The 16,345-nt window shown below is 54.4% G+C and carries 14 protein-coding genes; 12 read left to right on the top strand and 2 right to left on the bottom strand.

Going from position 1 to position 16,345, the window contains the following annotated elements; translation table 11 throughout:
* Positions 1–104 precede the first annotated feature (104 nt).
* From pspF to INF68_RS19745, 7 genes are all read left to right on the top strand, one after another.
* Positions 105–1,082 carry a phage shock protein operon transcriptional activator gene (gene pspF, locus INF68_RS19775; RefSeq protein WP_126786847.1) on the top strand — a complete coding sequence of 326 codons (978 nt, stop codon included), beginning with the start codon at positions 105–107 and terminating at the stop codon, positions 1,080–1,082.
* An 88-nt stretch (positions 1,083–1,170) separates the two neighbouring features.
* On the top strand, positions 1,171–2,811 hold the full coding sequence (sapA, locus tag INF68_RS19770; protein ID WP_126786846.1) for an ABC transporter substrate-binding protein SapA: 1,641 nt from the start codon (positions 1,171–1,173) through the stop codon (positions 2,809–2,811).
* The gene (sapB, locus tag INF68_RS19765; protein WP_023312049.1) at positions 2,808–3,773 is read left to right on the top strand and encodes a putrescine export ABC transporter permease SapB; all 966 of its coding nucleotides are present in this window, start codon (positions 2,808–2,810) and stop codon (positions 3,771–3,773) included. Before sapA ends, sapB begins: the two co-directional genes overlap by 4 nt.
* Positions 3,760–4,650, top strand: a complete 891-nt coding sequence (gene sapC, locus INF68_RS19760) for a putrescine export ABC transporter permease SapC (RefSeq protein WP_126786845.1) — start codon at positions 3,760–3,762, stop codon at positions 4,648–4,650. The genes sapB and sapC overlap by 14 nt, the downstream gene beginning before the upstream one ends.
* Positions 4,650–5,642 (top strand): putrescine export ABC transporter ATP-binding protein SapD, encoded by a 993-nt coding sequence (gene sapD, locus INF68_RS19755; RefSeq protein WP_033145732.1) that lies wholly within the window; start codon positions 4,650–4,652, stop codon positions 5,640–5,642. Before sapC ends, sapD begins: the two co-directional genes overlap by 1 nt.
* 1 nt (position 5,643) lies before the next feature.
* Positions 5,644–6,450, top strand: coding sequence for a putrescine export ABC transporter ATP-binding protein SapF (gene sapF / locus INF68_RS19750; RefSeq protein ID WP_023312051.1), 807 nt, complete (start codon positions 5,644–5,646; stop codon positions 6,448–6,450).
* Between the two features lie 161 nt (positions 6,451–6,611).
* A complete protein-coding gene (locus INF68_RS19745) occupies positions 6,612–7,553 on the top strand; it encodes an ATP-grasp fold amidoligase family protein (RefSeq protein WP_126786844.1) in 942 nt (313 codons plus the stop codon).
* Here the strand turns inward: INF68_RS19745 and INF68_RS19740 are convergent.
* Both INF68_RS19740 and INF68_RS19735 read right to left on the bottom strand, forming a co-directional pair.
* Entirely contained in the window at positions 7,534–8,598 is a 1,065-nt protein-coding gene (locus tag INF68_RS19740) for an ATP-binding protein (RefSeq protein ID WP_126786843.1), read from the bottom strand. The two genes, INF68_RS19745 and INF68_RS19740, sit on opposite strands and share 20 nt — an antisense overlap.
* Positions 8,595–9,299 carry a response regulator gene (locus INF68_RS19735; protein ID WP_045400158.1) on the bottom strand — a complete coding sequence of 235 codons (705 nt, stop codon included), beginning with the start codon at positions 9,297–9,299 and terminating at the stop codon, positions 8,595–8,597. Before INF68_RS19735 ends, INF68_RS19740 begins: the two co-directional genes overlap by 4 nt.
* 271 nt (positions 9,300–9,570) lie before the next feature.
* Here INF68_RS19735 and INF68_RS19730 point away from each other — a divergent pair, with 271 nt between their 5' ends.
* The 5 genes from INF68_RS19730 to INF68_RS19710 all read left to right on the top strand — a co-directional run bounded on the left by INF68_RS19730 (position 9,571) and on the right by INF68_RS19710 (position 16,291).
* Positions 9,571–9,957, top strand: coding sequence for a hypothetical protein (locus INF68_RS19730; RefSeq protein WP_032668468.1), 387 nt, complete (start codon positions 9,571–9,573; stop codon positions 9,955–9,957).
* Positions 9,958–10,080: 123 nt separating this feature from the next.
* A complete protein-coding gene (locus INF68_RS19725) occupies positions 10,081–10,992 on the top strand; it encodes an ABC transporter six-transmembrane domain-containing protein (protein ID WP_193525402.1) in 912 nt (303 codons plus the stop codon).
* 4 nt (positions 10,993–10,996) lie between these two features.
* Complete coding sequence (locus INF68_RS19720) at positions 10,997–14,092, top strand: multidrug efflux RND transporter permease subunit (RefSeq protein WP_126786842.1); 3,096 nt, start codon at positions 10,997–10,999, stop codon at positions 14,090–14,092.
* 270 nt (positions 14,093–14,362) lie between these two features.
* Positions 14,363–15,151 carry an enoyl-ACP reductase FabI gene (gene fabI / locus INF68_RS19715; protein WP_109843965.1) on the top strand — a complete coding sequence of 263 codons (789 nt, stop codon included), beginning with the start codon at positions 14,363–14,365 and terminating at the stop codon, positions 15,149–15,151.
* Between the two features lie 153 nt (positions 15,152–15,304).
* On the top strand, positions 15,305–16,291 hold the full coding sequence (locus INF68_RS19710; RefSeq protein ID WP_126786841.1) for a CMD domain-containing protein: 987 nt from the start codon (positions 15,305–15,307) through the stop codon (positions 16,289–16,291).
* The last annotated feature ends 54 nt before the right edge of the window (positions 16,292–16,345 follow it).

Below are 16,345 nucleotides of genomic sequence, written 5' to 3'. Positions count from 1 at the left end.
TGCCAACTTTTTATCTTATTGATTTTACTAACACTGATTGATTTTTATGCAGCAACGGACTATTCTTCACTGGTGAATATCGCTAAGGAGTGGTTAATTTCATCATGCCCGGATACAAAGACAATTTACTCGGCGAAGCAAACAGCTTTCTCGAAGTGCTGGAACAGGTCTCTCGCCTGGCGCCGCTCAACAAACCGGTGCTGATCGTCGGTGAACGTGGAACGGGGAAAGAGCTGATAGCCAACCGTCTGCACTATTTATCCGGGCGCTGGGATGGTCCCTTTATTTCCCTTAACTGCGCGGCGCTGAATGAAAACCTGCTCGACACCGAGCTCTTCGGCCATGAAGCAGGGGCGTTTACCGGTGCCCAGAAACGCCATCCCGGACGCTTTGAGCGCGCCGACGGCGGTACGCTTTTTCTGGATGAGCTGGCCACCGCGCCCATGCTGGTGCAGGAAAAACTGCTGCGCGTGATTGAGTACGGCGAGCTGGAGCGCGTCGGCGGCAGCCAGCCGCTGCAGGTTAACGTACGCCTGGTGTGCGCCACGAACGCCAACCTGCCGGAGATGGTGGCGGAGGAGAAATTCCGTGCCGACCTGCTTGACCGCCTGGCCTTTGACGTCGTTCAACTTCCTCCGCTGCGCGAGCGCAGAAGCGACATCATGCTGCTGGCAGACCAGTTTGCGATTCAGATGTGCCGCGAGCTCGGACTGCCGCTGTTCCCCGGCTTCAGCGATTATGCACAAGAAACACTGCTGGCTTACCACTGGCCGGGAAATATCCGCGAACTGAAAAACGTCGTGGAGCGCTCCGTCTATCGTCACGGCAGCAGCGAGACGGAGCTGGACAATATTATTATCGATCCTTTTCAGCGCAGCGCGCCGCCGCTATCCGCACCAACGTCTTCAGGCGATGCCCCTACTCTTCCCCTTGATTTACGCCAGTTCCAGAACGACCAGGAGAAACAGCTGCTGGAGCAAAGCCTGAAGACGGCGAAATATAACCAGAAACGGGCGGCTGAACTGCTGGGTCTGACCTACCATCAGTTAAGGGCATTGCTCAAAAAGCATCAAATGCGCTGACAATATCAGCACTTACCCGCAGACATTTTTACGAAGCATGCGTAAGTGCGATACACTTTGCAGATCAAACCTAAAAACCTTAAAAATTATGCGTCTGGTTTTATCGTCCTTTTTTGCTCTCGGTCTGTTTAGCAGCCTGGCCTTTGCCGCGCCCGGGCTAACTCCGCAGCCTGACATTCGTGACAGCGGCTTCGTCTATTGCGTAAGCGGCCAGGTGGACACCTTCAACCCGCAAAAAGCGGGCAGCGGCCTGATCGTGGATACCCTGGCCGCGCAGCTTTACGACCGTCTGCTTGATGTTGATCCTTACACCTACCGTCTTGTGCCTGAGCTTGCGGAAAGCTGGGAAGTGCTGGACAACGGCGCAACCTACCGTTTTCATCTGCGCGATGACGTCGCATTTCAGCGCACACCGTGGTTTACCCCCACGCGCAAGCTGAACGCGGATGACGTGGTCTTTACCTTCCAGCGCATTTTTAACCGTAACCATCCGTGGCACAACGTTAACGGCAGCAGCTTCCCCTATTTTGACAGCCTGCAGTTTGCCGACACCGTCAAAAGCGTGCGTAAGCTGGATAACCGCACGGTCGAATTTACGCTGACGCGCCCGGATGCCTCCTTCCTCTGGCACCTGGCGACCCACTATGCGTCGGTCATGTCCGCTGAATATGCGGCGAACCTGACGAAAAAAGATCGTCAGGAGTTGCTCGATCGTCAGCCAGTCGGCACCGGTCCGTTCCAGCTGGCCGAATACCGCGCCGGGCAGTATATTCGCCTGCAGCGCCATGAGCATTTCTGGCGCGGCACCCCGCTGATGCCGCAGGTGGTGGTCGATCTCGGTTCAGGCGGGACAGGACGTCTGTCAAAACTGCTCACCGGGGAGTGCGACGTACTCGCCTGGCCCGCGGCCAGCCAGCTCACCATTTTGCGTGACGATCCGCGCCTGCGCCTGACGTTACGTCCCGGCATGAATATCGCTTATCTGGCCTTTAACACCGATAAGCCGCCGTTGAATAACCCTGCCGTACGTCACGCTCTGGCGCTGGCGATTAACAACCAGCGTTTAATGCAGTCGATCTACTACGGCACGGCGGAAACCGCCGCCTCAATTTTACCGCGCGCCTCGTGGGCCTATGACGGTGAAGCTAAAATTACGGAATACAATCCGGCCAAAGCACGTGAACAGCTGAAGGCGCTGGGGGCGGAAAACCTCACGCTGCAGCTTTGGGTGCCCACCAGCTCCCAGGCGTGGAACCCGAGTCCGCTCAAGACCGCCGAACTGCTGCAGGCAGATATGGCACAGGTGGGCGTCAAAGTGATCATCGTACCGGTTGAGGGCCGTTTCCAGGAGGCGCGCCTGATGGACATGAATCATGATTTAACCCTGACCGGCTGGGCGACCGACAGTAACGATCCGGACAGTTTCTTCCGGCCGCTGCTAAGCTGCGCGGCGATTAATTCGCAGACCAACTACGCCCACTGGTGTAACCGGGAGTTTGACGCCGTGCTGCAAAAAGCGCTGGCTTCCCAGCAGCTGGCCTCACGCATCGACGCCTATGATGAAGCGCAGAAGATCCTTGCCCAGGAGCTGCCGGTGCTGCCGCTGGCCTCTTCCCTGCGCCTTCAGGCCTATCGTTATGATATTAAAGGTCTGGTGCTGAGTCCGTTCGGCAACGCCTCGTTTGCCGGCGTGTCGCGTGAAAAAGAACAAGAGGTGAAAAAACCATGATTATTTTTACCTTACGTCGGCTCCTTTTGCTGCTGGTGACGCTCTTTTTCCTGAACTTTGTCGGCTTCAGCCTGAGCTATTTCACGCCCCACGCCCCGCTCCAGGGGTCGTCGCTGTGGGATGCCTGGCTGTTCTGGTTTAACGGGCTGCTGCACTGGGATTTCGGCGTGTCCAGCATTAACGGGCAGCTGATTTCCCAGCAGCTGAAAGAGGTTTTCCCGGCCACGATGGAGCTGTGCATTCTGGCTTTCGGCTTTGCCCTGATGGTCGGCATCCCTGTGGGTATGCTGGCCGGGATCTATCGCAACAAATGGCAGGATAAGTTTATCAGCGCCCTCGCCCTGTTCGGCTTCTCCATCCCGGTATTCTGGCTGGCGCTGCTGCTGACGCTGTTCTTCTCGTTGACGATGGGTTGGCTGCCGGTTTCGGGTCGTTTTGACCTACTCTATACGGTTAAAACGGTGACGGGGTTTGCCATCATTGACGCGTGGCTGTCCGATTCGGTGTGGCGCCATGAGATGATCGTCAGCGCCGTGCGCCATATGGTATTGCCGGTGCTGACGCTGGCGGTTGCGCCAACAACCGAAGTGATCCGCCTGATGCGCCTGAGCACTATCGAGGTGTTTGACCAGAACTATGTCAAAGCCGCCGCCACGCGCGGGTTGTCCCGCCTGACCATACTGCGCCGCAACGTCCTGCACAACGCGCTGCCGCCGGTAATTCCGCGTCTGGGATTACAGTTTTCCACCATGCTGACGCTGGCCATGATCACCGAGATGGTCTTTAGCTGGCCGGGCCTGGGGCGATGGCTAATTAACGCCATCCGCCAGCAGGACTACGCCGCTATTTCTGCGGGCGTGATGGTAATTGGCTCGCTGGTGATTATTGTTAACGTGTTGTCCGATATTCTGGGTGCCATGGCTAACCCATTGAAGCATAAGGAATGGTATGCCTTACGATAGCGTATACAGTGAAAAGCGCACGCCCGGCGTGCTGCGTACCGTGTGGCGTAAATTCTATGGTGACACCACGGCAATGATCGGCCTTTACGGCTGTGCCGGCCTGGTGTTGCTTTGCGTCTTTGGCTCGTGGTTTGCGCCGTACGGCATCGACCAGCAGTTCCTTGGCTATCAGCTGCTGCCGCCTTCCTGGTCGCGCTACGGCGAAGTCTCTTTCTTCCTGGGGACGGACGACCTGGGACGCGACGTGCTGAGCCGCCTGCTGAGCGGTGCTGCCCCGACGGTGGGCGGCGCATTTGTGGTCACGTTCGCGGCCACTGTCTGCGGACTGGCGCTCGGTATTTTTGCGGGATCCACCCATGGCCTGCGTTCGGCGGTGCTTAACCACATTCTGGATACGCTGCTGTCGATTCCGTCTCTGCTGCTGGCAATCATTGTTGTTGCCTTTGCCGGTCCGCACCTGTCGCACGCCATGTTCGCCGTCTGGCTGGCTATCCTGCCCCGCATCGTGCGCTCGGTTTACAGCATGGTGCATGATGAACTCGAAAAAGAGTACGTCGTCGCAGCGCGTCTGGACGGCGCGACGACCTTCAACATTCTGTGGTTTGCCGTACTGCCCAACATCGCCGCCGGGCTGGTCACAGAGATCACCCGCGCCCTGTCGATGGCAATCCTGGACATCGCGGCGCTCGGCTTCCTCGATCTCGGTGCACAGCTGCCGTCGCCCGAATGGGGTGCGATGCTCGGCGACGCGCTGGAGTTAATCTACGTGGCACCGTGGACGGTCATGCTGCCGGGTGCGGCCATTATGGTGAGCGTGCTGCTTATCAACCTGCTGGGCGACGGTATTCGCCGTGCAATTAACGCGGGGGTGCAATAATGCCGCTTCTTGATATTCGCAACCTCACCATCGAATTCAAAACCGGTGAAGGCTGGGTTAAAGCCGTCGATCGCATCAGTATCACCCTCGCGGAGGGTGAAATTCGCGGGCTGGTGGGGGAATCCGGCTCGGGAAAAAGCCTGATTGCCAAAGCTATATGCGGCGTGGCGAAAGACAACTGGCGCGTGACGGCAGACCGTATGCGTTTTGACGATATCGATCTGCTGCGCCTCTCCCCCCGCGAGCGGCGTAAGCTGGTCGGGCATAACGTCTCGATGATTTTCCAGGAGCCGCAGTCCTGTCTCGATCCGTCCGAACGCGTGGGTAAACAGCTCATGCAGAACATTCCCGGCTGGACCTATAAAGGCCGCTGGTGGCAACGCGTTGGCTGGCGCAAGCGCCGCGCCATCGAGCTTTTACACCGCGTCGGGATCAAAGATCACAAAGATGCGATGCGCAGCTTTCCTTATGAGCTGACCGACGGCGAATGTCAGAAAGTGATGATTGCCATCGCGCTGGCAAATCAGCCGCGTTTGCTGATTGCGGATGAGCCCACCAACGCGATGGAACCCACCACGCAGGCGCAAATTTTCCGCCTGCTGTCGCGTCTCAACCAGAATAACAACACCACCATTTTGCTGATCAGCCATGACCTGCAAATGCTCAGCAAATGGGCGGATAAAATTGACGTCATGTACTGCGGGCAAACGGTCGAAACCGCGCCGAGTGAAGATCTGATCGGCGCGCCGCACCACCCGTATACGCAGGCGCTTATTCGCGCCATTCCGGATTTCGGCAGCGCGATGCCGCATAAGAGCCGCCTGAATACCCTGCCGGGGGCGATTCCGCTGCTGGAATCCCTGCCGATAGGCTGTCGTCTGGGGCCGCGGTGCCCCTATGCTCAGCGTAAATGTATCGAGACACCACGCCTGACCGGGGCCAAAAATCATCTATACGCCTGTCATTTCCCGCTGAACATGGAGAGAGAGTGAAATGGTCGAAACCTTACTGGAAGTCCGCAACCTGAGTAAGACCTTTCGCTACCGCACGGGGCTGTTTCATCGTCAAACTGTCGACGCGGTGAAGCCGCTGAGCTTTACGCTGCGTGAAAAACAGACTCTGGCGATCATCGGCGAGAACGGTTCCGGGAAATCTACCCTGGCGAAAATGCTCGCCGGCATGGTTGAACCCACTGCAGGCGAAGTTTTGATTGACGATCATCCTCTGACGTTCGGCGACTATTCTTTCCGCAGCCAGCGCATCCGCATGATCTTCCAGGATCCGTCTACCTCGCTTAACCCGCGCCAGCGCATTTCTCAGATCCTCGATTTTCCGCTGCGTCTGAACACCGACCTGGAGCCAGAGGCGCGCCGTAAGCGCGTATTTGAAACCCTGCGTATGGTTGGGCTCTTGCCGGATCACGAAAGCTACTACCCGCATATGCTGGCACCAGGCCAGAAACAGCGTCTGGGTCTGGCGCGTGCGTTGATTTTGCGGCCAAAAGTGATCATTGCGGATGAAGCACTTGCCTCGCTGGATATGTCGATGCGCTCGCAGCTGATTAACCTGATGCTGGAATTGCAGGAAAAACAAGGGATTTCGTATATCTACGTTACCCAGCATCTGGGAATGATGAAGCACATCAGCGATCAGGTGATGGTCATGCACCAGGGAGAAGTGGTCGAGCGCGGCAGCACGGCGGATGTGATGGCCTCTCCGCTTCATGAGCTGACAAAACGGCTGATTGCCGGTCATTTCGGTGAAGCATTAACCGCCGATGCGTGGAGAAAGGACCGCTAAGCGCGACGCTCCACAAAAACTGCCCCATTAAATTAATGGATTAAATAGCCTGCGTGCGCTATTTAATCCTTTAATTTTCGTCTCCATCCCTGCTCCATATTTTAAGCAATATCAATCAACAGTTCTTCTCCAGAATATCCGGACATTACGGAGGAGAAGAAATGAACACCGCCACTTACGTTTTAAAATACACAGAGTATCTCATCAGAAAATGCCTCTCATTTTTAATGACGGACCTGCACTTTCATACCGTGAGGCTTAAGAAAGCAACCGGGGAAACTCCTGACATTAACTCGCCCACGACGTTGAGTGAAAAAATATGTCATCGTCTGGTCTATGACCATAATAACTTCTACACGATGCTTGCCGATAAACTCGCCGTTCGGGCATACGTTTCCTCCAGAACAACGCGCGTGAAAACGGTGCCATTAATTGGCGTTTATACCCGGCCGTCGCAGATTGATTTTTCAATTCTTCCTGACAAATTCGTCCTTAAGTGCAACCATGACAGCGGCAGCACAATAATATGTACAAACAAAGCGCAATTTAATGAAAAAGAAGCGTGTAAAAAGCTGAGCCTCGCGTTAAAGAAAAATCTTTACTACACCACGCGCGAATGGCAGTACAAAAACATTACGCCGAGCATACTTTGCGAGCCGTTTGTCGATCTCTTCGACGATGCTGACAGAAACACAACGCCCGAAATGCTGAGGATCCACTGTTTTCATGGCGTTGCCCACTATGTAGAAGCAGATTTTACGGATGATAACGGCAAAGGGTTTATCAACGTTTATGACAGGCAGTGGAACTTACAACCCTTCCGGATGGAATATCCGAATACTTCAGCAACGCCTGGCGAACCGCTCTTGTTCCGTCAGGCACTGTTGGCCTCCCAGGAGCTGGCGGATGGAATTGACTACTGCCGCGTTGACCTTATGCTAAAAAAAGATGAAATCTATTTCAGCGAAATAACCTTAAGCCCGAGACGCGGTAAGCTGACGATTACCCCGCAGGAATGGGATGCTAAGTTAGGAAAAATATGGCATTTATCGCCGGCAGGCAGATTTGACCTGCCGCTGAAGCTCACGAGTCGGGCCAGGTGAGTTTAAATATCGAGTGGTTTTGCGTCGATAAGGTATAGGAAACATCGCCACCATGAGCCAGCATGATGGCTTTTACTACCGACAAGCCCAAGCCACAGCCTTCCGGGTTCACATGTCTGGCGCCATTATCGCGCTGAAACGGCTGAAATAAGAAATCATGAAACTCCCTGGGGATGCCCGGTCCCCCGTCCTGAATAAGGATATAATTGCCTTTATCAGAAACGCCATTTTTCACGATGAGCGTGCGCGAGGTTGAATAGTGTAAGGCATTATCAAATAAAACGGTCAAACACTGATTGATGCGTAATGGATCGAATACGCACTGCTGCTCCCTCAGGTCTGTATTGACGGTAAATGCCTTACGGCTGAACTCGGGCATGAACGTATCGAGTGCGTTCTGTATTGTCCCTTTTAGATCCGTTCTTGACTGGCATAACGTGTATCCCGCCCCGCCATCCGAACTGACAACCCGGAGATCTTCAATCAGGCGGGTTAACCCTTCCGTCTGTTTGAGAAGATTATTAAACAGCACCGGGTCCGGGGTAAAAACGCCGTCAACCAACCCCTGAAGCCGTCCGCGTAAGATAGTAACCGGGGTTCTCAGCTCATGCGCGATAGCGGCATTCCAGGATTTCCTCTGAATATCCAGCGTCTGTAATTTTTCCGCCATTTCATTGAAATCCGTCACCAGGTGATTGATCTCACCCAGCCGGGAACTGGCGCAAAATGCCCTGGCGTCCAGATCGCCCTGAGAAATCTTTTTCAGGCTGGACGCTACCGCGTTTAGCGGGGTGAGTATCCGCGATGAAAGTTTGACCGTGAAAAAGAGGGCAATAATCATACTGATCGTAGTCGCGGTCCCAATCCATGCCCAGTCCCACATAGTCATCTGCTCGTCATCGCCCGCTGCAGGGCCGCCCGGGAGGTGATCCAGAATAAAGGAGTAAAAAAACCAGGAGCCGAGTATGGCGATGGCAATAATCGTAAACGTCAGCAACAGCATATACGTTAAGATCTGACGACTCAGGACAGACTCTTTGTTCATTTCTTTTCCCCAAGCCGGTAACCCATGCCTCTGATGCTCTCGGGAACACCGTAAAGGCCGGCCAGCTCCAGTTTTTTACGCAACTTGCTCATATGGCTATCGACCGTTCTGTCGAGTGTATCCCCTTCCGGCAGACACGCGTTGAGTAGCTCTTCGCGTGAGCAGACCTTTCGCGGATATCTCACCAGGTATGTGAGCAATTTAAATTCGGTCGTCGTTAATACCGGGGAGACAACCTCTGCCCCCACGGTGACTTCCACGTAGAAGTCATCCGGGTAGACCGTAATAAATGGCGTTCTGAGCGGCTGAGAACCCGCCTGCTGAAGCGCGGGTTTTGTCCTGCGCAGCACCGCCTCAACCCGGGCGACGACTTCAGAAGGGTTGAAGGGTTTGATCACGTAATCATCCGCGCCCAGCCTCAGCCCCATGAGCTTATCGACATCCTGATCGAGAGCGGAAACCATAATGACGGGGACAGCGCTTTCCTGACGAAGCGTGGTAAGTACGCTCCAGCCGTCACATACGGGCAGGTGAATGTCCAGCAATATGAGATCCGGTTTATGGAGGCGATTGAGCGTTATGGCCTGCTCGCCCTGCCTGGCTCTGAGCGTTTTCATTCCCGAACGCTCTAAGTAGCTCATCAGTATATCGGCGATTTCGTCTTCATCTTCAACAATAAGGATCAGCGTATTTTTGTGCATTTTATCTCCGTGGGTGAAATCCCTTTGAGCACGCTATCAGATATCTTTAGCACAATAAGACACAGCCTCCGAGAAAAAGTGCCGTGGTCTCGAAAATTTCCCGGTTGATTTAAATGCCCGGTTATTTCTCCACACAGCCTACACATTCAGTCAATAAAGACTCGACAATGTCCGCGCATAATCGCTATTGAGGCATAGTCCTTTGTGCATTGCGCGTTGCAAATTACCACTGTTTCTTAAAGATTTTATGAAGTTGGCTGAAATAATGAACATGGAACTTTCTAAATATTTCTCTCCTAAAAAACTGGGTATATATTCCCTGTTCCTGCTGCTGTCGTGGGGATTACTTTATACCTGGCTGGTACTGGTGCACAGAATGGATGAAAAAGTCGCCTCGACGCTGCTCTCTTCACCCATTATCTATGGCTGCATCGCATTATCGGTGGTCTCTCTGATGATCCAAAATAAAGCCGGCGCGTTGACTGAGCTACTCGTCGTCGCCTTCTGGCTGATGATGATTTTTGTCTATCTCATTATTACGTTCACCGTACTGTTAAACGCGATGCCCGATATCGAAGATCTGATCTTTTACTACGAGTGTTATTTGATCATTTTTTTTGGCGGAGCACCGCTGTACCTCATTATGAGAATGATTTGAGCCGCTGCTCCACACGTCCTCCATAAACCGCCCATGTCCGCTAAACAGGCGCGCGGTAGAGTCTCTACCTCACTCTTTCACACAAAAATAACTCACTGCAAAGTCTGACATGACTTACCCATAATGATGAACAGTAATAATAATTTTCGTTCTTCTGAACCTGCCGGTATGATGCGCTCGCTAAAAAAACTCGCGATACGGCACCAGAAAAAACTGGTTGTCACTTTTTTCCTGGTGGTGGCCGAAAACGTGACGTTTTTACTTTATCCCGTTCTGGCTGGCATCGCGATAAATGCCATCCTCGCCGGTGAAACGCTTAACGCCGCGCTGTATGGCCTGATGGTGCTTTGCATGTGGTTCATCGGTGCGGCCAGACGAAGCGTAGACACGCGCACCTTTGCACGCATTTATGCCGGACTCGCGGTTTCCGTCGTCCAGGCACAGCGCAAATACCAGCTTAACCATTCGGCGATCGCCGCCAGGGTAACGCTCTCGCGCGAATATGTGGATTTCTTTGAAATGCACCTTCCCCTGCTTATTACCTCGCTGAGCTCACTTTTTGGTGCCGCAATTATGTTGATGTTTATTGAATTTTGGGCCGGCGTCATGTGCTTTGCGATTGTATTTATCCTGCTCGGATTTGTCTCAGGATATGCCCGTAAAAATGAATGGCTGTTCATGCGCCTGAATAATCGGCTGGAAAAAGAAGTGGATTATGTCCATAAGGCGGGCACAGCCACGCTTCACCGACATTACTCCACGCTGGCGCGTTTACGTATCGCATTATCTGACCGCGAAGCGTGGGGTTATTTGTGGGTTGGCGTGCTCGTTGCCGCGCTTTTTACGCTGACCATCGTCTGGATGACGCGCTCAACCGGCATCACCGCCGGACATATTTACTCCGTGATGACCTACATGTGGATGTTCGCGACGAGCCTCGATGACGCGCCGCAGCTTCTTGAGAAATTTTCGCAGCTCAGGGATATCGGCAAGCGCGTATCCACTGATGATGAAATTCACGTAACAGGACGTTAATTTAATGCCGCATTTTTTTATTGAACGCCCCGTTTTCGCTTGGGTAGTAGCGCTTTTTATCGTTCTGGCAGGACTCCTGTCAATTCCCCGTTTGCCGGTTGCGCAGTATCCGGCGGTAGCACCGCCTGGAATCATTATTTCCGTCAGTTATCCGGGGGCCAGTCCCGATATCATGAACACGTCGGTGGTATCGTTAATCGAGCGCGAAATCTCTGGCGTAGATAATTTGCTCTACTTTGAATCATCCAGTGACACAACCGGTTCGGCATCGATTACCGTCACGTTTAAACCGGGCACGGACATCAAGCTGGCGCAGATGGATCTGCAAAATCAGATTAAGATCGTCGAGCCTCGTCTACCTCAGGCGGTAAGGCAAAACGGGATTAACGTCGAGGCCGCTAACTCTGGCTTTTTAATGATGGTGGGGCTTAAGTCCGCGACGGGTCAATTTGAGGAAGCCGATTTAAGCGACTATTTTGCCAGAAACGTCAGTGACGAGCTTCGTCGCGTGCCCGGCGTAGGGAAAGTTCAGCTGTTTGGCGGCGAAAAAGCGCTGCGCATCTGGTTGGATCCCATGAAGCTCCACGGCTACGGGCTTTCGGTAAGCGATGTTCTTACCGCCGTTGGCCAGCAAAATGCCCTCGTTTCGCCCGGCAAAACGGGAGATGAGCCCGCCTCTGCAGGACAAGGGGTGGCGTATCCCATCACCGTGAAGGGACAGCTCTCCTCGGTAGAGGCGTTCAGCAATATCACCCTGAAATCTGACGCATCCGGCGCCCGCCTGAGGCTGTCCGATATTGCGCGGATTGAATCTGGTCTGCAAAGCTACGCTTTTGGTATCCGTGAAAATGGCGTGCCCGCAACGGCGGCAGCAATCCAGCTCTCGCCTGGTGCGAATGCGATGAGTACGGCTTCCGGCGTACGGGCGCGCATCGACGAACTTTCCCGGGTGTTACCCGAAGGAATGGCGTTTACGATCCCCTTCGATACCGCGCCGTTTGTGAAACTTTCTATCATGAAGGTTGTTCAGACATTTGTAGAAGCGATGGTCCTCGTCTTCCTGGTTATGCTGCTGTTTCTGCACAAGATACGCTGTACGCTTATCCCGGCGATTGTTGCTCCCGTCGCCCTTCTTGGCACCTTCACGGTGATGCTATTGAGCGGCTACTCCATCAATATTCTGACGATGTTCGGCATGGTGCTGGCGATAGGGATTATCGTTGATGATGCCATTGTGGTCGTGGAGAACGTTGAACGACTGATGGAGGAAAAAAGCCTGTCCCCGCGTGACGCCACGCGGCAAGCCATGCAGGAAATCACCCCGGCGATTATTGGCATCACGCTGGTGCTGACCGCCGTCTTTATTCCCATGGGGTTTGCGGAAGGATCCGTCGGGATTATCTACCGACAATTTTGTATTTCCATGGCGGTTTCCATACTGCTGTCCGCGTTTCTTGCCCTGACGCTGACGCCTGCCCTGTGCGCAACGTTACTCAAGCCGCATAAGGCAGGAAAGAGCGGAGGCGGAAGGTTCGCGGTCGGGTTTAACGCGCGCTTCCGTTCGCTCACCGCCTGTTACGAAGCCGGGCTGGGTGCCGTTCTGAAGCGAACCGGGCGTATGCTGCTCCTGTACGCTGCGCTTTGTGCTGCGCTGTTTTTGGGATTGTCTTCGCTACCGTCGTCTTTTCTGCCGGATGAAGATCAGGGCTACTTTATGTCCTCAATCCAGTTGCCTTCAGATGCCACGATGCAGCGTACCCTCAACGTGGTTAAAAAATTTGAAGAGGAAATTGCGACCCGGCCGGATATTGAAAGCAACATTATGATCCTGGGCTTTGGATTTTCAGGTTCAGGGCCAAACTCGGCTATGGCCTTCACCACGCTGAAGGACTGGAAAGATCGGCAGGGCTCGACGGCCCAGGGGGAAGCCGACCAAATACAGGCCAGCATGGCTAACGTCTCTGATGCCGTCACGATGAGCCTGCTCCCGCCGGCCATTTCGGATATGGGCACCTCGTCGGGCTTCACATGGTACGTGCAGGACAGAGCGGGACTGGGCTACGAGGCGTTAAAGCGCGCTGCCGACACGCTGGTCCTGCAGGCCAATCAGCGCCCTGAACTGAGTGACGTGTATATAGACGGTCTGCCGGAAGGAACAAGCCTTGCGCTCCAGGTGGACAGAGAAAAGGCGGAAGCGATGGGCGTCTCGTTTGATGAAATCAACCAGACGCTCTCCGTCACCCTGGGCTCAAATTACGTCAATGACTATACGAATAACGGCCGCGTTCAGCAGGTGATTATTCAGGCCGATGCGCCCTACCGAATGCAGCCTGAGCAGATACTGACATTATCAGTGAAAAACCGGATGGGGCAGATGGTGCCGGTATCAACGTTTGCCACGCTTTCCTGGCACGTTGCGCCGCAGCAGTTGACGCGTTATCAGGGATATTCGGCTATTCGCATTACCGGAAGTGCGGCGCCGGGAGAGTCCAGCGGCACCGCAATGAAGGTTATGGAGAGTTTGTCCAGAGATTTACCTCAGGGCATGGCGGGCGAGTGGGCCGGGAGCTCATTGCAGGAGAGAAAATCAGAATCTCAGCTTCCGGGCCTTATCGTCCTGTCGATACTGGTCGTGTTTATGGTCCTGGCCGCCCTGTATGAGAGCTGGTCTATTCCTTTTGCGGTCATGCTGGTCGTTCCGCTGGGCCTTATCGGCGCGGTGATCGCGGTGTCGGTTGCCGGCATGACGAATGACGTTTTCTTCAAGGTCGGCCTGATTACGCTTATCGGCCTGTCGGCCAAAAACGCCATTCTGATTGTTGAATTTGCCAGGCAGCTCCATCGCCAGGGGCAGCCCCTGCTGGCGGCAACCATTCATGCCGCCGGCCAGCGCCTGCGCCCTATTCTGATGACGTCGTTAGCCTTCACCTTAGGGGTTGTTCCGTTGATGCTGGCCAGTGGTGCGAGCGACAGTACGCAGCATGCCATCGGTACCGGCGTATTTGGCGGGATGATTAGCGGTACGCTTCTCGCCATTTTCTTCGTACCGGTTTTCTTTATCGTCATCGCGCGCTTCATCGACAACCTCAGGAAAGCGTGAATACCCTTACGGGATCGCGCTTCCTCGCTGGTTGGATGAGGCGAAGCTGTTGCCGGGTGATATACTGGACGAATGCTGAAATTTTGAGCCCCCGCGAGTCCGCGGCGCATTCTTCGGAGCAGGCGTCTTCGGAGAAGAGCGAGAAATATCGTGACACAAGGGGCTGTGAGTGGGCTATAATTTCGAGCTAATTTCGAATGATTTTGAAATACTGCCTGTAACGCTATGAATTACAAGGCAAAATTAGCAATGAATATAAGGATTAAAGCTATGGGTTTTCTTTCCGGTAAGCGCATTCTGGTGACTGGCGTTGCCAGCAAACTGTCCATCGCATACGGCATCGCACAGGCAATGCATCGCGAAGGCGCTGAGCTGGCGTTCACCTACCAGAACGACAAGCTGAAAGGCCGTGTTGAAGAGTTTGCCGCGCAGCTGGGTTCCAGCATCGTTCTGGAATGTGACGTTGCACAAGACGAAAGCATCGACGGCATGTTTGCTGAACTGGCAAAAGCATGGCCGAAATTCGACGGTTTCGTTCACTCCATTGGCTTCGCTCCTGGCGACCAGCTGGACGGCGACTACGTGAACGCGGTTACCCGTGATGGCTTCAAAATCGCTCACGACATCAGCTCCTACAGCTTCGTTGCGATGGCGAAATCCTGCCGCACGATGCTGAACCCGGGCGCAGCCCTGCTGACTCTGTCCTACCTGGGCGCTGAGCGTGCTATCCCTAACTACAACGTTATGGGCCTGGCGAAAGCCTCTCTGGAAGCCAACGTACGCTACATGGCGAACGCAATGGGTCCTGAAGGCGTGCGCGTTAACGCCATCTCTGCAGGTCCTATCCGCACCCTGGCAGCTTCCGGTATTAAAGATTTCCGTAAAATGCTGGCACACTGCGAAGCGGTTACCCCGATTCGTCGTACCGTTACCATTGAAGATGTGGGTAACTCTGCAGCATTCCTGTGCTCTGACCTTTCCGCTGGTATCTCCGGCGAAGTGGTTCACGTTGACGGCGGCTTCAACATCGCTGCAATGAACGAGCTGGAAATTAAATAAGCTGTGACTCTCTTCCCGCACGGGAAGAGAGTTTCTCCCCCGCACCGCCCCTTCGTTATTCCGTTCTGCTATTTGTTATCACCTAACAATATTTTTCCCTTTATCTGCCTTACGCCAGGATATTGATCGCCATTTTGAGATCAAGGAACGCACATGGAACAACGCCGTTTTTCCGGCAAAGGCCACTGGTATCACGAGACCCAGTCGAACCACGCGCAGACAGATGTTCTGCCTCTGGTGCCCGAAGCCGCTAACGTTGACGATCGTTTTTTGCTCGATTTAGCCCTGCCTGATGAGATTGTCGCCGCCTGTTCTGGCTGGCTTACCCCTGCCAGAGCCTTATGCCACCAGCTGTTTCCGCTCTCAATTCCCGTGAACCGCCTGCATACGCTCAGCGCCTACGATCGGCTCAGCACCGCGCTAACGGTCGCACAGGCCTGTGGCGTTCAGCGGCTCTGTAATCATTACGCCGCCCTCCTCGCCCCGCTTCCCGGCCCGGACTCCTCGCGTGAAAGCAACCGACGTCTGGCGCAAATTACACAGTATGCCCGCCAGCTCGCCAGCTCCCCTGATGTCATCGATGATAAAGCGCAGAACCAGCTTGATGAGGTTGGCCTGTCGACGTATGACATTGTGGTGATTAACCAGATTATCGGGTTTATCGGTTTTCAGGCGCGCGTGGTCGCGGTTTTTCAGGCGCTGTTAGGACACCCCGTTCGCTGGTTGCCTGGCCATCATATTCAGCCGCACACGCTGCCCGCGAGCCACGCCGCGTGGGTGCCGCTTTTGCCCGTCGTCGAGCTGCGCTATGCGAGCGCGCATCAGCTTGAGTCGCTGTCCCGCTGGCAGGCAGAATCCGCACTGGAGGCGCTGACGCCGGTCCTTTGCCATGAGCCGTCGCTGCTCGACCTGACCGGAGAGATCCTGTTAAACACCCGTGAAGCGATCCCGCTGACGTCCCCCGCACTTTCGGCGGCGGTCGAACTGCTGACGCGCTCTCCGGACCGCTTCAGCGCCGCGCAGTTTACCCCTCTCACGGATCAAGGACTCCCCGGCGAACATGCCATCATGCTGCTTACCTGGAGCGCGTTTGATGGCTGGCTCAATCGTTTGAAAGTCGCGTTTGGTAAAGAGGAATAACCATACTAATTACCCAAAGAGCGCTTGCTGAGACAGTGAGAATCGCGTAAAACT

The organism is Enterobacter cloacae complex sp. P16RS2 (assembly GCF_014982155.1).
Classification (GTDB): Bacteria; Pseudomonadota; Gammaproteobacteria; order Enterobacterales; family Enterobacteriaceae; genus Enterobacter; species Enterobacter cloacae_M.
Note: the sequence above shows the minus strand (reverse complement) of the source record. Positions and strands in the feature narration are given on the sequence as shown.

Excerpts from the sequence above, each read along its gene's own strand:
- fabI (WP_109843965.1), top strand. The coding sequence starts at position 14,363 with ATGGGTTTTCTTTCCGGTAAGCGCATTCTGGTGACTGGCGTTGCCAGC.
- pspF (WP_126786847.1), top strand. The coding sequence starts at position 105 with ATGCCCGGATACAAAGACAATTTACTCGGCGAAGCAAACAGCTTTCTC.
- INF68_RS19720 (WP_126786842.1), top strand. The coding sequence starts at position 10,997 with ATGCCGCATTTTTTTATTGAACGCCCCGTTTTCGCTTGGGTAGTAGCG.
- sapB (WP_023312049.1), top strand. The coding sequence starts at position 2,808 with ATGATTATTTTTACCTTACGTCGGCTCCTTTTGCTGCTGGTGACGCTC.
- sapD (WP_033145732.1), top strand. The coding sequence starts at position 4,650 with ATGCCGCTTCTTGATATTCGCAACCTCACCATCGAATTCAAAACCGGT.
- INF68_RS19730 (WP_032668468.1), top strand. The coding sequence starts at position 9,571 with ATGGAACTTTCTAAATATTTCTCTCCTAAAAAACTGGGTATATATTCC.
- INF68_RS19735 (WP_045400158.1), bottom strand. The coding sequence starts at position 9,299 with ATGCACAAAAATACGCTGATCCTTATTGTTGAAGATGAAGACGAAATC.
- sapC (WP_126786845.1), top strand. The coding sequence starts at position 3,760 with ATGCCTTACGATAGCGTATACAGTGAAAAGCGCACGCCCGGCGTGCTG.
- INF68_RS19740 (WP_126786843.1), bottom strand. The coding sequence starts at position 8,598 with ATGAACAAAGAGTCTGTCCTGAGTCGTCAGATCTTAACGTATATGCTG.
- sapA (WP_126786846.1), top strand. The coding sequence starts at position 1,171 with ATGCGTCTGGTTTTATCGTCCTTTTTTGCTCTCGGTCTGTTTAGCAGC.
- INF68_RS19725 (WP_193525402.1), top strand. The coding sequence starts at position 10,081 with ATGATGAACAGTAATAATAATTTTCGTTCTTCTGAACCTGCCGGTATG.
- INF68_RS19710 (WP_126786841.1), top strand. The coding sequence starts at position 15,305 with ATGGAACAACGCCGTTTTTCCGGCAAAGGCCACTGGTATCACGAGACC.
- INF68_RS19745 (WP_126786844.1), top strand. The coding sequence starts at position 6,612 with ATGAACACCGCCACTTACGTTTTAAAATACACAGAGTATCTCATCAGA.
- sapF (WP_023312051.1), top strand. The coding sequence starts at position 5,644 with ATGGTCGAAACCTTACTGGAAGTCCGCAACCTGAGTAAGACCTTTCGC.